The following is a 15,980-nucleotide window of genomic DNA, read 5'->3' as shown; positions in this document are numbered from 1 at the left end:
GTGGTGAAATCGCCGTTGATCCGCTGGCCAGTCTAGTGACCTCGGTTAACCAGCTCCGAGCGTGCGGCGCGACCGCCGGCACGCCCGCTCAGGCGAGCGGCTTGAACTCGAGCGCGGCGACACCGTCGGTGTCGCCCGTCACGAAGGCGAAGGATGCGAACCCGGCGGCGGCCGACCGGTCGAGCAGCGCCTTCAGGTTCTTGCTGCGACGCTCGAGGCGCACGCGCCGGCCGGAGTCGACGAGCTCGGTCTTGAGTGCGAGGAGCCGGGACAGCGCGACGGTCGGGTCGAAGACGAGCACCACAGCATCCGCCCCGTCTTCCTCCGGAAGCTCGATCAGGTCGACGACCCGCTCGAACCCGATCGAGAACCCGCACGCCGGCACCTCGGTACCGAGGAAGCGCCCGATCATCCCGTCGTAACGGCCACCGCCGCCGACCGAGCTGCCCGATCCCGGGTGCGAGATCTCGAAGATCGTGCCCGTGTAGTAGCCCATTCCCCGCACGAGCGTCGGGTCGAAACGCAGCGTCACTCCGGGCGGCAGCGAACTGAGCGCGTGGGCGAGTGCCTCCAGCGCCCCGACGGCGTCGGTGTCGACGCCGTCGGGCAGGATCGACGTGATCGCCTCGACCGTCAGCGCGACTCCCCCGTCGGCGATGTGTGGTTCGAGGGTCTCAAGCACCCCGCCCAGCACGGCAGCAGAGTCGGCACCGTCGGCGCTCAGCTCGGCGACGACGCCTTGCGCACCGATCTTGTCGAGCTTGTCGATCGAGATGAGCACCTGCGGCCAGCGCGACTCCTCGAACCCGCAGAACTCGAGAAGGCCGTTCAGGATGCGCCGGTCGTTGATGCGGATGGTGCAGCCTTCGAGTCCGAGCGCCTCGAGCGCGGCGGCCGTCGCCGTGATGAGCTCGACTTCGGCGAGCTGGCCCGCCTCACCGATGATGTCGATGTCGCACTGCACGAACTGGCGGTACCGGCCCTTCTGAGGGCGTTCGGCGCGCCAGACGGGCGCGATCTGGATCGCGCGGAACACCGGCGGCAGCTCGGCCCGGTGGGTGGCATAGAACCGGGCCAGCGGGACGGTCAGGTCGAAGCGCAGGCCCAGGTCGGCGAGGCTCGTCAGGTCGCCGTGTTCGATCGCGGCCGTGAGGTCGTCGGTGTCGAGCCCGCGCCGCAGCACGCTGAACGCGAGTTTCTCGTTATCGCCGCCGAGACCGGAGTGGAGCCGGGCGACATCCTCGACGACGGGGGTCTCGATCTCATCGAATCCGTGGACCGCGAAGGTCTTCCTGATCACTCCGAGAGCGTGCTCCCGGCGGGCTTTGTCGGCGGGAAGAAAGTCGCGCATGCCACGGGGCGGAGTGATGGGAGAAGCCATGCTGACGATTCTTCCATGGGCGGGTACGGTGGCAGCGATGAGTATCGAACCGTTCCGCATCCATGTTCCCGACGACGTGCTCGACGACCTGCGGGCGCGGCTGCAGCGAACCCGGTTCGTTCCACCGCTGGGCTCCGCGCCGTGGGGCGGCGGTATCGATCCGGCGACGCTGCGCGAACTCGTCGCTTCCTGGGCCGCATTCGACTGGCGCGAGATCGAAGACCGGCTGAACGCATACGAACAGTTCGTCGCCGACGTGCGCGGGCACCGCATCCATTTCGCACGCATCCCGGCCGCCGGCTCTGCGGATACGCGCGTTCCGCTCCTCCTGCTGCACGGATGGCCGAGCGCCTTCACCGAGTACCTCCCGCTGGGCGAGCGGCTGGCCAACCCCGCCGCATTCGGGTCGGATGCGCGAATCGCGTTCGACGTCGTCATCCCGTCCCTGCCCGGTTTCTCCTTCTCGGAACTCGGCGACCGCCCGCTCACACGGCGGGAGATCGCCGAGGACCTCCACGAACTGATGACGGGCGTACTCGGCTACGACCGGTACGCCGCGTTCGGCGGCGACATCGGCGGCGGCGCTGCCACCTGGCTCGGCGTCGACCACGCGGACCGCCTCATCGGCATCCAGTTGCTCAATGCTCCGTTCCCGGCCGACACCGAACCGCACAGCGAGGAGGAGCGGCGGTACCTCGAGGCGGTGGACCGCTACGACCGTGCCGACGGCGGCTACAGCGAGATCATGCTCACGCGCCCCGACACCATCGCAGCAGCCCTCGGCGATTCGCCCGCCGGCCTGCTCGCCTGGATCGTCGACAAATGGCATGACTGGGTCGACGGCGACCTCGACCGGGTGGTCGACGCGGATGTCCTGCTCACCATCGCGACGCTCTACTGGGTCACCGAATCGATCGGCACGTCGTTCGCGCAGTACTTCGACTACCACGCGAACCCGGCCCGGCCGCCGATCGAAGCACCGCTCGGGGTCTACCTGTGCCGGGAGCCGGTGATGGACGGATTCCCACGCTCTCTTGCCGAACGGGCTGCGGATGACCTGCGCGAATTCGTCGTGGCGCCGAGGGGCGGGCATTTCGCCGGGATCGAGCATCCGGAAGACACAGCGGACGGGATCCGAGCATTCTTCGGCCGACTGCTCGGATGAGCAAGAAACGCCTCGCGCTGCCACCAGCGCGGTCGTAAACTGTGCGTGTTGCCACCCTCATGGCCGGGCCTGCCGGCTTCGGTGGTGTCCCAATTGGACATGGCATGAGCCGCATCCCGACCCGACCACGGGCGGTGCTCGCTGCCAGACACAGGACGACGGCACGATCGCCAGACGCCAGGAGTGCGGTCCCGCTCTCACCCGAATGGTGGAGGTGGCGCCCACCTAGCGATCGCGCCGTCGGCCATGCCCTGCGTTGGTCGGGTTCGGCGCGGCGCTACGCGTCCGGGACGGCCAGGCCGATGATCCCGGCGTCGGCGACACCCGCTTCGTGTTCGCGGATCTCGTCCTGAAGACCGCGCAACGTCGTACGGAGTGCCCGCTCCGCGTCCAGACCGTTCGACTTCGCCGACGCGACGATCGCGAGCAGGAGTGAGCCCAGCTCGTCCTCCGACTCGACCTTCACGACGCCGGCGCCGCCGAGTTCGATGAGGCCGACCTTCTCGGCGCGGCCCAGGAGCTTGTCCGCGAGGGCGAGCGACGGCATCGCCTGCGGAATGCCGTCGAGCACGCTGGTGCGATTCGGCTTCTCGCTGCGTTTGAGGTCTTCCCAGAACTCCATCACCGCATCCGGCGTCTCCGCTACGCGGTCGCCGAAGACATGCGGATGCCTGCCGACCATCTTCGCGGTCATCTGTGCGGCGACATCCTGAATGTCGAAATCTTCGCCCGGTGTGTGGGCGGCGATGTCGGCGTGGAACAGCACCTGGTAGAGAACGTCGCCCAGTTCTTCGAGCATGTCGTCGCGGTTGCCCGTCTCGATCGCTTCGACGAGTTCGTACGTCTCCTCGATCAGGTACTGGACCAGCGATTCGTGCGTCTGGTCTGCGTCCCATGGGCACCCACCCGGACCACGGAGCCGGGTCATCACGGCGACCAGCTCGTCGAGCTCGGTCGGCACGCCGGTGGGTGCGGAGGATGTGAAGCTTTGGTCGGTCATGGGCCCTCCAATACGTCCACAGCCATCCTCTCACCGTCTCCCGGGCAACCCCGGACGACTAGCCTGATGTTATGGGAACTCGAATCACACGACTCACCATCTCGGTCTCCGAACTCCCCCGCGCTCTTGCGCTGTACGAGGGTGTGCTCGGCCTGATCCGGCGTTACGCGGTCGAAGGACTGGTGATGCTCGCGACAGACGCCGACCCGGGTGGTGGGTCGATCGAGGTCCTGCTGCACGAACGCACACCGACCGCGGGTGACGCCGGCGTGGCGCCCAGCTTCGCCGTCGCCGATGTCGACGCGGCCACCGCAGCGGCCGTCGAGGCCGGTGCCGTGATCGTCGACGAGCCTGCGGACCAGGAGTGGGGCGAGCGGCAATCGGTGATCCGCGATGCCGACGGCCACGTCCTGTCCCTGGTCGCGCCGCTGTGAGCATCATCCGATCGGAACGGACCGCCGCCGGGCTGCTGCTCGGAGCGGCAGCGCTCGGCCTTCTGCTCGCGAACACGGCGATCGGCCCGGCTCTCGCCGACCTCCAGCACACGAAGATCGGATGGCCGGGAACCGAGCTCACGGTCGGTCACTGGATCAGCGACGGCCTTCTCGCGATCTTCTTCTTCATCGTCGCCGTCGAGCTCAAGCACGAACTCGTCGTGGGCGAGTTGAACAGTGTTCACAAAGCTGTCCACCCGGCGATCGCAGCGCTCGGCGGGGTCGTCGTGCCCGCCGGAATCTACCTCCTCATCGCGGGGTCGTCCGGGTACGGTCAGGGATGGCCGATCCCGACGGCGACGGACATCGCGTTCGCACTCGGTGTGCTCGCCGTGTTCGGCAAAGGGCTCCCGAACCGGCTGCGTGTGTTCCTGCTCGCCCTCGCCGTGCTCGACGACCTGATCGCGATCCTCATCATCGCGGTGTTCTTCACCACGAACCCGAACCTGATCGAGCTTCTGCTCGCCGCGGTGACCATCGGGCTCTTCGGCCTCATCAGCCGGTACCTGCGTGGTCCGATGCGCGTCCCCCTGGGCATTCTGATGGTATTGCTGGCGTGCCTCAGCTGGTGGCTGGTGCAGGACTCGGGCGTGCACGCGACGATCGCGGGCGTCGCACTGGGTCTGGTGATGGCCCGCAAACCCGCCGGACGCGTGGCCCACCACCTCGAACCCTGGTCGAACGGGCTGATCCTCCCGCTCTTCGCGTTCTCGGCGGCGCTGGTGCCGATCCCGCAGGTCGCACCCTCGCAGCTCGCCCCCGCCTTCTGGGGCATCCTGATCGCGCTGCCGGTCGGCAAGCTGATCGGCATCACCCTCGGAGGCTGGCTGGGCTCGTTCACGAAACCCAGGGCCGAACGCGGCAAGATATCGGTCGCCGGGCTCGTGATGGTCTCCTCGCTCGGAGGCATCGGCTTCACCGTGTCGCTGCTGATGAACGAACTCGCGTTCGCCGCACAATCGGAGGTGCGTGACGAGGGGACCCTCGCGGTGCTGATCGGTTCGGGCATCTCGATCGTGATCGCCGCACTGCTCGTCAGCCGTCTCGCGCGCAAGTACCGGCGCGAGCATCCGCACCCCGCACCGGCGGGCTGACCCGCGCACTCCGGCAATCTGTATCATCTGTTATAGTACAGATGGAGCAGATGGGAGGGCACCACTATGCAGATCGAGATCGATCCCCTGTCGACCACGCCCATCTACCAGCAGATCAGGGACCGGGTCGTCGAGGCTGTCGCCGGCGGCGACCTCACCCCCGGCGACCAGCTCTCCTCGGTCAGGCAGCTGGCGGTGGACTTCGGCATCAACGTTGCGACCGTCGCGAAGGCGTACGACGTGCTGCGCAACGAAGGCATCATCCGCACCAATCACAAGTCCGGATCGGTCATCGCCCGCGGGCCCGGCACCGCCCCGGCCGACGACGCGTTCATCTCGGACTGGTCGGCGAGGCTGGCGACGTTGCTCGCAGAGGCCATCGCCGCAGGGCTCGCAGACAGTGAAATCGTCGCGCACAGCACCGCGATCGTCGAAGACTTCTCCGCCCGCCGTTCCCGTTCCCACCAGGACCCAGCGAAAGACAGAACTTCATGAACTGGATCGTGACCATCGTCACTCTGCTCATCGTCATCCTCATCGGCGCGATGTTCTGGGCCATGCCGTGGCTCACCCGTCCGACGATCCCGCTCGGTGTGAGCATCCCGAGTACGCGTGTCAGCGAGCCGGTCGTGATCCGGGCCGTGAAGCGTTATCGCATCGGGATGGTCGTCGTCACGCTCGTCGCCGTTCTCGTCGGCATCCTCGGTGCGGCATCTGCGCCTCTGGCCGCGGCCCTTCTCCCGATCGGGGTGATGCTGGTCGGTACCCTCGTCGTCTACCTGACGAGCCGCCGCCTCATCCAGCACGCCAAACGGGATGGCGACTGGTACCACGACCTGCCCGTTCGGCTCACGGCGACGGTCACCTCTGTCGACCGACGACGGATCCCTCCCGCTCTGGGATGGTACGTCGCGGCCGTTGTCGTTCTCATGGCCGCGATCGTCATCGGTGCGGCGATCTACGACAGCCTTCCCGATCCGATCGCCGTGCACTGGAACGCCGACGGCGTCGCCGACCGATTCGCTGCGAAGACCATCTGGTCGGTGGTCGGCCCCATCCTGTTGGGCATCGGCGTTGTGGCTCTGCTGTTCCTGCTTGCGGCATTCATGCCGCGGTGGCCCGTCAGGGGTGTCGCATCGGACAGTCCCGAAGTATCGGCGCGAATCGCGGTCGCCCAGCTCACGCTCATGCAAGGGCTTCTGGGCCAGATCGCCTTTCTGATCGCCCTGGAATTCGCGTGCGTCGCCGTCGTCGGCTGGCTCGCGCCGGCGTCGCCGACCGTGATCATCGTGTCGACCCTTGTGCTCCCCCTGATCCTGCTGGCGGTGATCGTGCTTTTCATCGTGCGGTATCGGCGTGCAACGGTGGCTGCGCGCGCGGGAGTCCCGGTTTCGGCCGGAGATGTTGGCGCGACGGACGCTCCTCGACCTGAGGCGCCCGACGACGATCGCTTCTGGAAGGCAGGGTCCATCTACGTCAACCGTGCAGATCCGGCGCTGTTGGTCCCCAAGCGGTTCGGCGTTGGCTGGACTGTCAACATGGGACATCCCGCCGGCGTGGCACTGGCAGTGATCACCGTGTTGATCGTTGTGGCCGCGATCGTCTGGGGCATGTCGACCCGGTCACACGCTCAGTCGCTTGGAGCACTGGCCCTGTTCGCCAACCCTTTCGGCGTCGCCCTCCGCAACCGCCGCGCCGGCGACGACAAGCTCGTGTGGGCGCGTCCCGACCTCCAGGCACCCGAGGACTTCACGCTCACGAGCCCCGCCTTCGACCACGGCGCACCCATCCCCGCCTCCCACCGTGGCCGCCTTTTCCGCCCCAACATCTCCCCTGCCCTCGCGTGGACGACGCCACCGGCCGGAACAGTGGAACTCGTGCTCATCGTTCAGGACCCCGACGTGCCTTTCGGAAAACCGGCCATCCATGCCCTCGCCGCCGGGATCGACCCGTCATCGGCCGGGATACCCGAGAACGGCCTCACCCACCCCAGCCCGATCCCAGGGCTCACGCACGGCAAAGGCCCACTCGGACGCCGCGGGTGGGGCGGCCCCATGCCTCCGCGATCGCACGGACCGCACTCCTATGTCTTCCAGCTCTTCGCGCTCGACTACCGGCCCGGGCTGCCCGAGAGCTTCGACCTCGACGACGCGCTCACTGCGTTGCGCGGCCACGTCATTGCACGCGCCCGACTCGACGGCACCTACGAAGTGCAGTGACTCCTGACACGACCTAATTCGCTGGCGCCTCAGCCGCTTCGGCAGGCTCCGACACCGGGAAGATCGCTCCGAGCAGCGAGCTGACCCACGCGATCAGGTCTGCGTCATCGAGCGCTTCCCCGTTCACGCGCGGCAGCGGTACCGTGGCGACCTTCGGCGCAGCGTGGTACTTCGCACCCGGATACATGCGCTGGAGGCGCACCTGCAGGGAATCGGGAAGGATGGCCGGCGCGACACGCAGGTTCGACCCCATCGCGACGACTTCGCCCAGACCTGCCCGCTGGGCCGCGCGACGGAGCCGAGACACCGCGATCAGGTTCTGCACCTGCTCGGGCGGCTCGCCGTAGCGGTCGACCAGTTCTTCGAGCACCTGCCCGATCTGGTCGTCCTTGGCGCTGGGCGAGCTGGCCGTCGACAGCTTCTGGTAGGCCTCGAGACGCAGCCTCTCGCTGTCCACGTAGTCTTCGGGAATGTGCGCGTCGACCGGCAGCTCGAGTCGCAACTCGGTCTGGCCTTCTGCGACTTCGCCCCGGAACGTGCTGACGGCTTCGCCGATCATCCTCAGGTAGAGGTCGAACCCGACGCCCGCGATGTGACCGGACTGCTCTCCTCCCAGCAGGTTGCCCGCTCCTCTGATCTCGAGGTCTTTCAGCGCCACCTGCATGCCGCTTCCGAGGTCATTGTTGGCTGCGATCGTCGACAGCCGGTCGTGCGCCGTCTCGGTGAGCGGCTTGTTCTCGTCCCAGAGGAAGTAGGCGTACGCCCGCTCGCGTCCCCGACCGACGCGCCCGCGCAGCTGGTGCAGCTGGCTCAGGCCGTACTTGTCGGCACGGTCGATGATGATCGTGTTCGCATTGGCGATGTCGAGCCCGGTCTCAATGATGGTCGTCGACACGAGCACGTCGAACTTGCGTTCCCAGAAGTCGACGACGACCTGTTCGAGAACATGCTCCGGCAGCTGGCCGTGCGCGACAGCGATGCGGGCCTCTGGGACCAACTCCGCGAGTTTCGCGGCGGCCCGCGAAATGCTTCCCACCCGGTTGTGGACGAAGAACACCTGGCCCTCGCGCAGGAGTTCGCGGCGGATCGCGGCCGCGACCTGGCGCTCCGAATAGGGTCCGACAAACGTGAGGATCGGATGCCGGTCTTCCGGCGGCGTCGCGAGCGTCGACATCTCGCGGATGCCCGTCACCGCCATCTCGAGCGTTCGCGGGATGGGCGTCGCACTCATCGCCAGGATGTCGACGTTGGTCTTCAGCTTCTTGAGCGCATCCTTGTGTTCGACACCGAAGCGCTGCTCCTCGTCGATGATGACCAGGCCGAGGTCTTTGACGGTGACGCCGTCGGCGAGCAGCCGGTGCGTTCCGATGACCACGTCGACGGTGCCGTCGGCAAGACCGCGCAGTGTTTCGGCCGCCTCGCGGTCGGACTGGAAGCGGCTGAGAGCGCGCAGGTGGATGGGGAACCCGGCGAAACGTTCCTGGAACGTCTCGAAATGCTGCTTCACGAGCAGCGTCGTCGGCACGAGCATGACGACCTGTTTGCCGTCCTGGACCGCCTTGAACGCAGCGCGCACCGCGATCTCGGTCTTGCCGAACCCGACGTCGCCCGAGATGAGGCGATCCATCGGGATCGGCCGCTCCATGTCGGCTTTGACTTCGTCGATGGTCTGCAGCTGGTCGGGTGTCTCTGCGAAGGGGAACGCCTCTTCGAGCTCGCGCTGCCACGGCGTGTCCGGCCCGAAGGCATGGCCCTTGCTCGCCATGCGGGCCGAGTAGAGCTTGACCAGTTCGACTGCGATGTCACGCACTGCCTTGCGGGCGCGCCCCTTCGCGGCCGACCAGTCGCTGCCGCCCATCTTGCTGAGAGCCGGAGCCTCACCGCCGACATAGCGGGTCAGCAGGTCGAGCTGGTCGGTCGGCACATAGAGCTTGTCCCCCGGGTACCCGCGCTTGGACGGCGCGTATTCGAGCAGGAGGTATTCGCGTTTCGACTTCACGGCGTTGCGGCCGCCACTGGACACTTCACGCTGAGTGAGCTCGACGAACCGGCCGATGCCGTGCGTCTGGTGCACGACGTAGTCGCCCGGCTTGAGCTGCAGCGGATCGACCACGTTCTTGCGTCGCGTGGCGAGCTTCTTCACCTGTCGCGTGTCGTAGCCGGCGGTGCGACCGTAGAACTCGCTCTCGCTCATCAGCGCGATCTTCGCCTCTGCGAGCTCGAAGCCGTGCTCGACGGATGCTTTCAGCAGGTAGACGACGCCTGGCTCCGGATTCGCCGGGTACTCCTCCACCAGCCGTGCCGCGAGTTCTTTCTCGGCGAGAACGTCGGCGGCCCGCTCCACGAGGCCGGAGCCTTCGGCGACGACGGCCACCCTCCATCCGTCTCGCAGTCGCGCAGCCACATGCTCGATCGCGCCGTCGACGTTCCCCTGGAAGCTCGGAACGGCCTCGGCGTCGATGCGCACGGTGAGGTATTCCTCGACTTCGCGCTGTTCCGGCAGCAGTTCTCCGGCGTTGAAGCTGCTGAACGTCCACCACGGATGGTCGGGGTTGCGTTCGCCAGGACTGGAGAACTGGACGCTTTCGCGGAGTTTCTCGAGCGTCATGAAGTCACCGGCCGCGAGGTCGATGGGGGCAGCCGCCCCGACCGTCGCAGCGCTCCACGCCGCCGAGAGGAATTCGCGGTTCGTCTCGGCGAGGCTGATGGCCCGGCCCGCGACACGTTCCGGCGACAGCACGGCGATGGCGGCGCCCTCGGGAAGGTAGTGGGTGATCGGAACGAGCCGGTCGACCAGGGCCGGAGCCAGCGACTCCATGCCCTCAACCGGAATGCCCTCCGCGATCTTCGCCAGCATCCCGGCCAGGCTCGGGAACTCGTGCTCCATCTCCCGCGCGCGCTGCCGCACGGAGTCGCTGAGGAGGAGTTCACGGCTCGGGGGCAGCGTCACCGAGGCGATCTCGTCGGGGAGGGAGCGCTGGTCGGCGACCGAGAACGGGCGGATCTGCTCGACCTCGTCGCCGAAGAAGTCGACGCGATACGGATGCTCGGCCGTGGGCGGGAACACGTCGAGGATTCCCCCGCGCACGGCGAACTCGCCGCGTCGCGTGACCATGTCGACGCGTGAGTAGGCGAGGTCGACCAACTGCATGGCGAGCCCGCCCAGGTCGAATCCCCGGCCGGCCGCCGCCAGCTCGATCGCCTTGTAGTCGGTGAGGTTGTCGGCGACAGGCTGCAGGGCGGCGCGCACGGACGCGACCACGATGATCGGCGTCGCGCGGTCGCCCGCCTGCCATTCGGCCAGGCGGTGCAGTGCGAGCAGTCGCTTGCCGACGATCTCGGCACTCGGGCTCAGTCGTTCGTGCGGCAGGGTCTCCCACGCCGGGAACTCGATGATCTCGGCGTTCGGAACCACGCTGGCGAGCGCGGCGCGCACTGACTCGGATTCCCGCCCGGTCGCCGTGATGACGAGGAGCGCCTGCGGCAGCCCGGACTGCGCCCGGCGCGCGAGAAGGCCCGCGAGCAAAGGCGCCCGCAACCCGTCGGTGAGAGAGAAGTCGGCGTTGCGCGACGCGAACACGAGGGCGTCATCGAACGTGGAGGCGCGCGAAAGCGCCGCGATTAAGCCCTGAAGGATCACCGGACAAGTCTACGGAGAACCACCGACGTGTCGACCGGCAGCGTCAGACCCAGCCGTCGATCGCCCTCATGAAGCCGTGGAAGTCGTCGCGGGTCACCGTGTGGCCGGCCCCTGCCACGACCCGCACCTCGAAGCCGCGATCGCGGAGCCCGTCTGCGACGTGCTCTTTCACGAGGTGCGAATTGTCCGCAAGCACGACGAGTGACGGCGCGTGCATCGTTTTCGGCGGCCGAAGCGAGCCGGGTGCGACGAGCACCGGGATCACCGCGCGGTCGTACGCTTTCATCGTCTCGACCTCGATGGCGACATCGGCCGGGTCCCAGCGGGGATTGCGGCGGGCGATCGCCTCAGCGGACGCCCAGGCGAGGGTGCGCAGGAAGGCCGGGGCGAGCATCCGCTGCCACCAGGGCAGTTCGGGACCGAAGGCGGGGTCGACGTAGACAACCCGGTCGGGCTGGAGACGTTCGACGGCGAGGCTGACGGTGAGGCCGCCGAGCGAGTGACCCATCAGGATCTCGGGGTTCGGCGCGACGGTGTCGACGATGTCCTGGGCCAGCAGCTCCGCGGTGTATTCGTGCGATCGCGGGCTGTGGCCATGGCCGCGAAGATCGACCGCCGTGACGCGGTACCCCTTCTCGGCGAGCGCAGGGCCGACCGTTCGCCAGCACCTCGAATCCGACATGACCCCGTGGACCAGTACTGCGTGACGGTCGCCGGTGCCCCACTCACGCGTGAACAGCTTCATGTCGAGCACAGTATCCTTCGAGACTCGAAGGATACCGAGAGCCAGCCCGGGTTTGGATGCGAGAACACCCCGAATGGGGTGACAGTCGATGATTGCCCCGACGCGCGTCTGCCAATAGCCTCTGGGCAGGGGCGTCTTCCGACGCCGACACCATCGATCAGGCCAGGGCAGACAGCGCATGACGAATTTCCCGCCGCCGGAGCCGGACGTACCGTCCGGTCCGCCGACCGAACCCGTTTCGAACGGCGAGCAGCAGGCACCGCCCGCGCCCCCGGCTCCCCCGGCCCCGCCCGCCCCGCCTGTCGAGGCGCCGCCGGCCTACGGCGAGCGGATTCCGGGCTACGGGCAGCAGGCTCCCGTCCACCAGCAGCCTCCCGTCTACCAGCAGCCGCCCGTCTACGGGCAGCCCGCAGCCGGCTATGCGCAGCCCCGCTTCGGCGAGCAGGTCGACGCGCCGAAGACGAAAACCCTCGGTCTCGTCGCGATGATCGTCGCGATCGCCGTGTTCGTCGTGTCCGTCGTGCTCTCCATCGTCCTGGGCGCAGCGATCGGTCCGTACGCGACCCCGACGGCCGGCAGCTTCACCCTCAACCAGGGCAACCTGTCCCCCGAGGCGGTACGCACCGTGGGCGGCCTGAGCATCGGGTTCCTCGCCCTGCTCTTCTTCGGGACAGTGCTGGGACTGTGGGCACTGATCCAGGGCATCGTGGCTACGGCGAAGAACCGCGGGCGTGTCTACGGCATCGTTGCGATCGTCGTCGCTGTACTCGCGCCACTCGTCTCGTTCGTGGGCTTCGGCATCGCGATCAGCGCGACGCTGCCGCTCGCCTGAGCGACAGCGGCCGGGCACGATCGCCCGCGCCGGATCGCCCGCCCTGGCGTGACGCTCAGGCCGACGTGTGGAACGCTGGCGTGACGCTCAGGCCGACGTGTGGAAGCGCAGCTGTGCCGCGGTGAGTCCGTCGGTGGCGATCTGCTCGACCGCATCCGCCGCATCCGCGATGACGTTCGGGAGCACCTTGCGCTCGGCCGAACTGAACTCGCGCAGCACATGGTCGGCTGCGCCCTGCTGCCCCGGCGGGCGCCCGACCCCCACGCGCACCCGGGTGAAGTCGCCGGTGCCGAGGGCTGCGATGACGTCGCGAACGCCGTTGTGGCCGCCGTGTCCGCCGCCGAATTTGAGTTTCATGGTGTCGAAGGGGATGTCGAGCTCGTCGTGCACGACGACGAGCTGCGAGGGTTCGAGCGAATAGAACCGCATCAGCTGCGACACCGGCCCGCCGGAGACGTTCATGAACGTGTTCGGCCTGGCGAGAATGAACCGCGGTCCGCCGGGCGCGATGCGCCCCTCGGCGACCGTCGAGTTCGTCTTGTGCGTCTTGAATTTCATGCCGCCGCGCGACGCGAGTTCGGCGAGCACCATCTGCCCTACGTTGTGGCGCGTGGCGGCGTAGCCGGGCCCGGGGTTACCGAGCCCGACTACGAGCCATGGTGTATCAGTGGAGTCCACGTGGCGTGGTTCGACAGAGACGCCGGTGACTACTCAGCAGCTTCGGCGGCGGCAGCCTCGGTGGTCTCCGCAGCCTCTTCCTCGGCCTCTTCGTCGGCACGGGCCGCGGCGGGCACGAGGACGTTGAGGATGAGGAGGTCGGGCTCGTCGAGCAGGGTCGAGCCCGAGGGAAGCGGCAGGTCCTTCGCGTGGAACTGGGTGCCCTCTTCAGCGCCCTCGACATCGAGGACGATGCGCTCCGGGATGTGGGTGGCTTCAGCCTCGAGGCGCACCGTGTTGACCTCGAGCACGGCGATGGTGCCCGAGAACGACTCGCCTTCGACGTGCACGGGAACCTCGACGTGCACCTTTTCGCCACGACGCACGACGATGAGGTCGAGGTGCTCGATGATCTGGAGCACGGGGTCTTTCTGCACGTCCTTGACCAGCGCGAGCTGGCTCTGGCCCTCGATGTCGAGCTCGAGCACGGCGTTCGCCTTGCGGAGGATCAGGCCGACCTGGTGGGCCGGAAGGGTCACGTGCTGGGGGTCCGTGCCGTGTCCGTAGATCACAGCGGGGATCTTGCCTACTGCGCGGATCTTGCGGGCAGCGCCTTTGCCGAAGCTGGTGCGCAGCTCAGCGGCGACCTTGTTGCTCTCGTCAGCCATGGGTTATCTCCTTGCCGGACATGCCGGCTGTCAGGCGAGCGGTGCTCGCAGTGTCTGGTGTTGTGTCGACTCGAACGCATCGTTCTGATGAAAGACGTGTGAGGAAAGACTGCGAAGCCTGCTCCACCGCGTCGATAACGGATGCACGCCGGTTGCCCGACAGCATCCCTCGCCGAAGTTCAGTTCGCCAGTCTACCCGATCTGCGCACCACTTCTTTCGCGCCGCCCGTGCACACGTTCTGAACGCGTGCATGCGCTGCAACCTGGGCACGGGCTCAGAACGTGGGCGGCGGCACTCAGTGCGACTGCAGGGCGGCGACAGCACGGGCGACGACGGCGGCTGGGGCCACTTCGTTCGGGATGCGCACGCCCGGCTCGTCGGCGCCGAGCGGTTCGAGGAGTGCCAGCTGCGAGGCGAGAAGACTCGGCGGCATGAAGTGGTTGGCTCGCTGCACCATGCGGGCAGCCAGGTGCTCGGGCGAACTGTCGAGTTCTACGAAGCGCGCCGTCGGCGCTTCGGCGCGGATCGCATCCCGGTACACGCGCTTCAGGGCAGAGCACGCGACCACGAGTCCCTCCGGGCCAGCGCCCGCGAGTGCCCGGCCGACCGCGGCCAGCCACGGCCACCGGTCGGCGTCGTCGAGAGGGATGCCTGCCGCCATCTTTGCGACGTTCGCCGCCGGATGCAGGTCGTCACCATCGGTGAACGGCGTGCCGAGCGCCTCGGCGAGCAGCGCACCGACCGTGCTCTTGCCCGAGCCGGACACCCCCATGACGACGATGAGCGGACGCCCACTCTGCTGGCGGGGTTCGGTCATCGGGTCATCCTGTTCTCTACCAGTCGTGCATCGAGCCGTCGAGCAGACGGTTCACCGGCAAGTATGCCGCTTCGTAGGGGAAGGACTGCGCGGTGACGTCGTCGTAGTCGACGCCGAGGCCGGGTGCTTCGCCTGGGGCGAGCATGCCGTTCTCGAACGTGTAGGTGGTGTGGAACACCTCGTGGGTGGCCGGGCTGTGCTGCATGTATTCCTGGATGCCGAAGTTGGGGATCGCGATGCCGAGGTGGATGGCCGCGGCCAGCCCCACCGGGGAGACGTCGGTCGGGCCGTGGACACCGGACTTGATCTGGTAGACCGCCGCGTAGTCGAAGATCCGGCGCAGGGCGGTGATGCCGCCGGCGTGGGTGACCGGGGAGCGCACATAGTCGATCAGCTGCTCCTCGAACAGTTCCCGGTAGTCCCAGATGGTGTTGAACACCTCCCCGATCGCCAACGGGGTCGTGGTGTGTTCCCGCACCCGCCGCAACGCCGCCTGGTTCTCCGCCGGGGTCACGTCCTCGAGCCAGAACAGGTCATACGGTTCCAGCGACTTGCCGAGCTTCGCCGCCTGGATCGGCGTCAACCGGTGGTGCGCATCATGCAGCAATGGCAGCTCCGGCCCGAACTCGTTGCGGACCGCCTCGAACACCGTTGGCGCATGCCGGAGGTACGCGCGGGTGTCCCAGCTCTCCTCCACCGGAACCGCGCTCCGCCGCGCCGGCTCATAGTCGTACCGGGCATCACTGCCACTGCCCGCACCCGCCGACGCGTTCCGGCTCGACGCCACCCCGTACACCGACGGCAACCCCGGGATGCCGGTCTGCACCCGCACCGCCCGGTACCCCTCCTCGAGGTGCTCGGTGATCGAGTCGAACAACTCCGGCAGCTCAGCCCCCGACGCGTGCCCGTAGACCAGCAGGCCCTCCCGGCTCCGGCCACCGAGCAACTGGTACAGCGGCAGACCGGCGACCTTCGCCTTGATGTCCCACAACGCCGTGTCCACCGCCGCGATCGACGCCATCGTCACCGGTCCCCGACGCCAGTACGCACCCTTGTACAAGTACTGCCAGGTGTCCTCGATCTGATGCGCATCCCGACCGATCAGCAACGGCACCACATGCTCACTCAGGTAGGCAGCCACCGCGAGTTCACGACCGTTCAGCGTCGCATCGCCGAGACCGGTGAACCCATCGTCCGTCGTGATGCGCAGGGTCACGAAATTGCGGCCCGGGCTCGAGACGAGGACCTCGGCGGATGTGATTCGCAT

The 15,980-nt window shown here is 67.7% G+C and carries 14 protein-coding genes; 6 read left to right on the top strand and 8 right to left on the bottom strand.

What is annotated here, in order from left to right; translation table 11 throughout:
- Positions 1–88: 88 nt before the first annotated feature.
- Complete coding sequence (gene hisS, locus ACPPVQ_RS07410; protein WP_426520159.1) at positions 89–1,381, bottom strand: histidine--tRNA ligase; 1,293 nt, start codon at positions 1,379–1,381, stop codon at positions 89–91.
- 37 nt (positions 1,382–1,418) lie between these two features.
- Here hisS and ACPPVQ_RS07405 point away from each other — a divergent pair, with 37 nt between their 5' ends.
- Positions 1,419–2,546, top strand: coding sequence for an epoxide hydrolase family protein (locus ACPPVQ_RS07405; protein WP_426520157.1), 1,128 nt, complete (start codon positions 1,419–1,421; stop codon positions 2,544–2,546).
- 277 nt (positions 2,547–2,823) lie between these two features.
- On the opposite strand, the gene ACPPVQ_RS07400 is transcribed toward ACPPVQ_RS07405, so the two are convergent.
- Complete coding sequence (locus tag ACPPVQ_RS07400) at positions 2,824–3,546, bottom strand: MazG family protein (protein ID WP_426520155.1); 723 nt, start codon at positions 3,544–3,546, stop codon at positions 2,824–2,826.
- A 71-nt stretch (positions 3,547–3,617) separates the two neighbouring features.
- Here ACPPVQ_RS07400 and ACPPVQ_RS07395 point away from each other — a divergent pair, with 71 nt between their 5' ends.
- The 4 genes from ACPPVQ_RS07395 (at position 3,618) to ACPPVQ_RS07380 (ending at position 7,353) form a co-directional block, all read left to right on the top strand.
- Positions 3,618–3,980: a VOC family protein gene (locus ACPPVQ_RS07395; RefSeq protein ID WP_426520153.1), complete on the top strand. Its 363-nt coding sequence runs from the start codon at positions 3,618–3,620 to the stop codon at positions 3,978–3,980.
- On the top strand, positions 3,977–5,134 hold the full coding sequence (locus ACPPVQ_RS07390) for a Na+/H+ antiporter NhaA (protein WP_426520151.1): 1,158 nt from the start codon (positions 3,977–3,979) through the stop codon (positions 5,132–5,134). Before ACPPVQ_RS07395 ends, ACPPVQ_RS07390 begins: the two co-directional genes overlap by 4 nt.
- 66 nt (positions 5,135–5,200) lie before the next feature.
- Complete coding sequence (locus ACPPVQ_RS07385) at positions 5,201–5,629, top strand: GntR family transcriptional regulator (RefSeq protein WP_426520149.1); 429 nt, start codon at positions 5,201–5,203, stop codon at positions 5,627–5,629.
- Positions 5,626–7,353, top strand: a complete 1,728-nt coding sequence (locus ACPPVQ_RS07380) for a YbhB/YbcL family Raf kinase inhibitor-like protein (protein ID WP_426520147.1) — start codon at positions 5,626–5,628, stop codon at positions 7,351–7,353. Before ACPPVQ_RS07385 ends, ACPPVQ_RS07380 begins: the two co-directional genes overlap by 4 nt.
- Positions 7,354–7,366: 13 nt before the next feature.
- Here the strand turns inward: ACPPVQ_RS07380 and mfd are convergent, their stop codons facing one another.
- Together mfd and ACPPVQ_RS07370 are read right to left on the bottom strand one after the other, a co-directional pair.
- A complete protein-coding gene (gene mfd, locus ACPPVQ_RS07375; RefSeq protein WP_426520145.1) occupies positions 7,367–10,993 on the bottom strand; it encodes a transcription-repair coupling factor in 3,627 nt (1,208 codons plus the stop codon).
- Positions 10,994–11,036: 43 nt separating this feature from the next.
- Positions 11,037–11,738 (bottom strand): alpha/beta fold hydrolase, encoded by a 702-nt coding sequence (locus ACPPVQ_RS07370; RefSeq protein ID WP_426520143.1) that lies wholly within the window; start codon positions 11,736–11,738, stop codon positions 11,037–11,039.
- A gap of 178 nt (positions 11,739–11,916) precedes the next feature.
- On the opposite strand from ACPPVQ_RS07370, the gene ACPPVQ_RS07365 reads away from it, so the two are divergent.
- Positions 11,917–12,570, top strand: a complete 654-nt coding sequence (locus ACPPVQ_RS07365; RefSeq protein ID WP_426520141.1) for a hypothetical protein — start codon at positions 11,917–11,919, stop codon at positions 12,568–12,570.
- An 87-nt stretch (positions 12,571–12,657) separates the two neighbouring features.
- Here ACPPVQ_RS07365 and pth read toward each other — a convergent pair whose 3' ends face one another.
- From pth to manD, 4 genes are all read right to left on the bottom strand, one after another.
- Positions 12,658–13,248 carry an aminoacyl-tRNA hydrolase gene (gene pth / locus ACPPVQ_RS07360; RefSeq protein WP_426520139.1) on the bottom strand — a complete coding sequence of 197 codons (591 nt, stop codon included), beginning with the start codon at positions 13,246–13,248 and terminating at the stop codon, positions 12,658–12,660.
- Positions 13,249–13,277: 29 nt separating this feature from the next.
- Positions 13,278–13,895, bottom strand: coding sequence for a 50S ribosomal protein L25/general stress protein Ctc (locus tag ACPPVQ_RS07355; RefSeq protein WP_426520137.1), 618 nt, complete (start codon positions 13,893–13,895; stop codon positions 13,278–13,280).
- Positions 13,896–14,191: 296 nt separating this feature from the next.
- Entirely contained in the window at positions 14,192–14,713 is a 522-nt protein-coding gene (locus ACPPVQ_RS07350; RefSeq protein WP_426520135.1) for a gluconokinase, read from the bottom strand.
- Positions 14,714–14,729: 16 nt separating this feature from the next.
- On the bottom strand, positions 14,730–15,980 hold the full coding sequence (gene manD, locus ACPPVQ_RS07345) for a D-mannonate dehydratase ManD (protein ID WP_426520133.1): 1,251 nt from the start codon (positions 15,978–15,980) through the stop codon (positions 14,730–14,732).

The sequence above is a fragment of the Leifsonia sp. McL0618 genome (genome assembly GCF_049994905.1).
Taxonomy (GTDB): Bacteria; Actinomycetota; Actinomycetes; order Actinomycetales; family Microbacteriaceae; genus Diaminobutyricibacter.
Note: the sequence above shows the minus strand (reverse complement) of the source record. Positions and strands in the feature narration are given on the sequence as shown.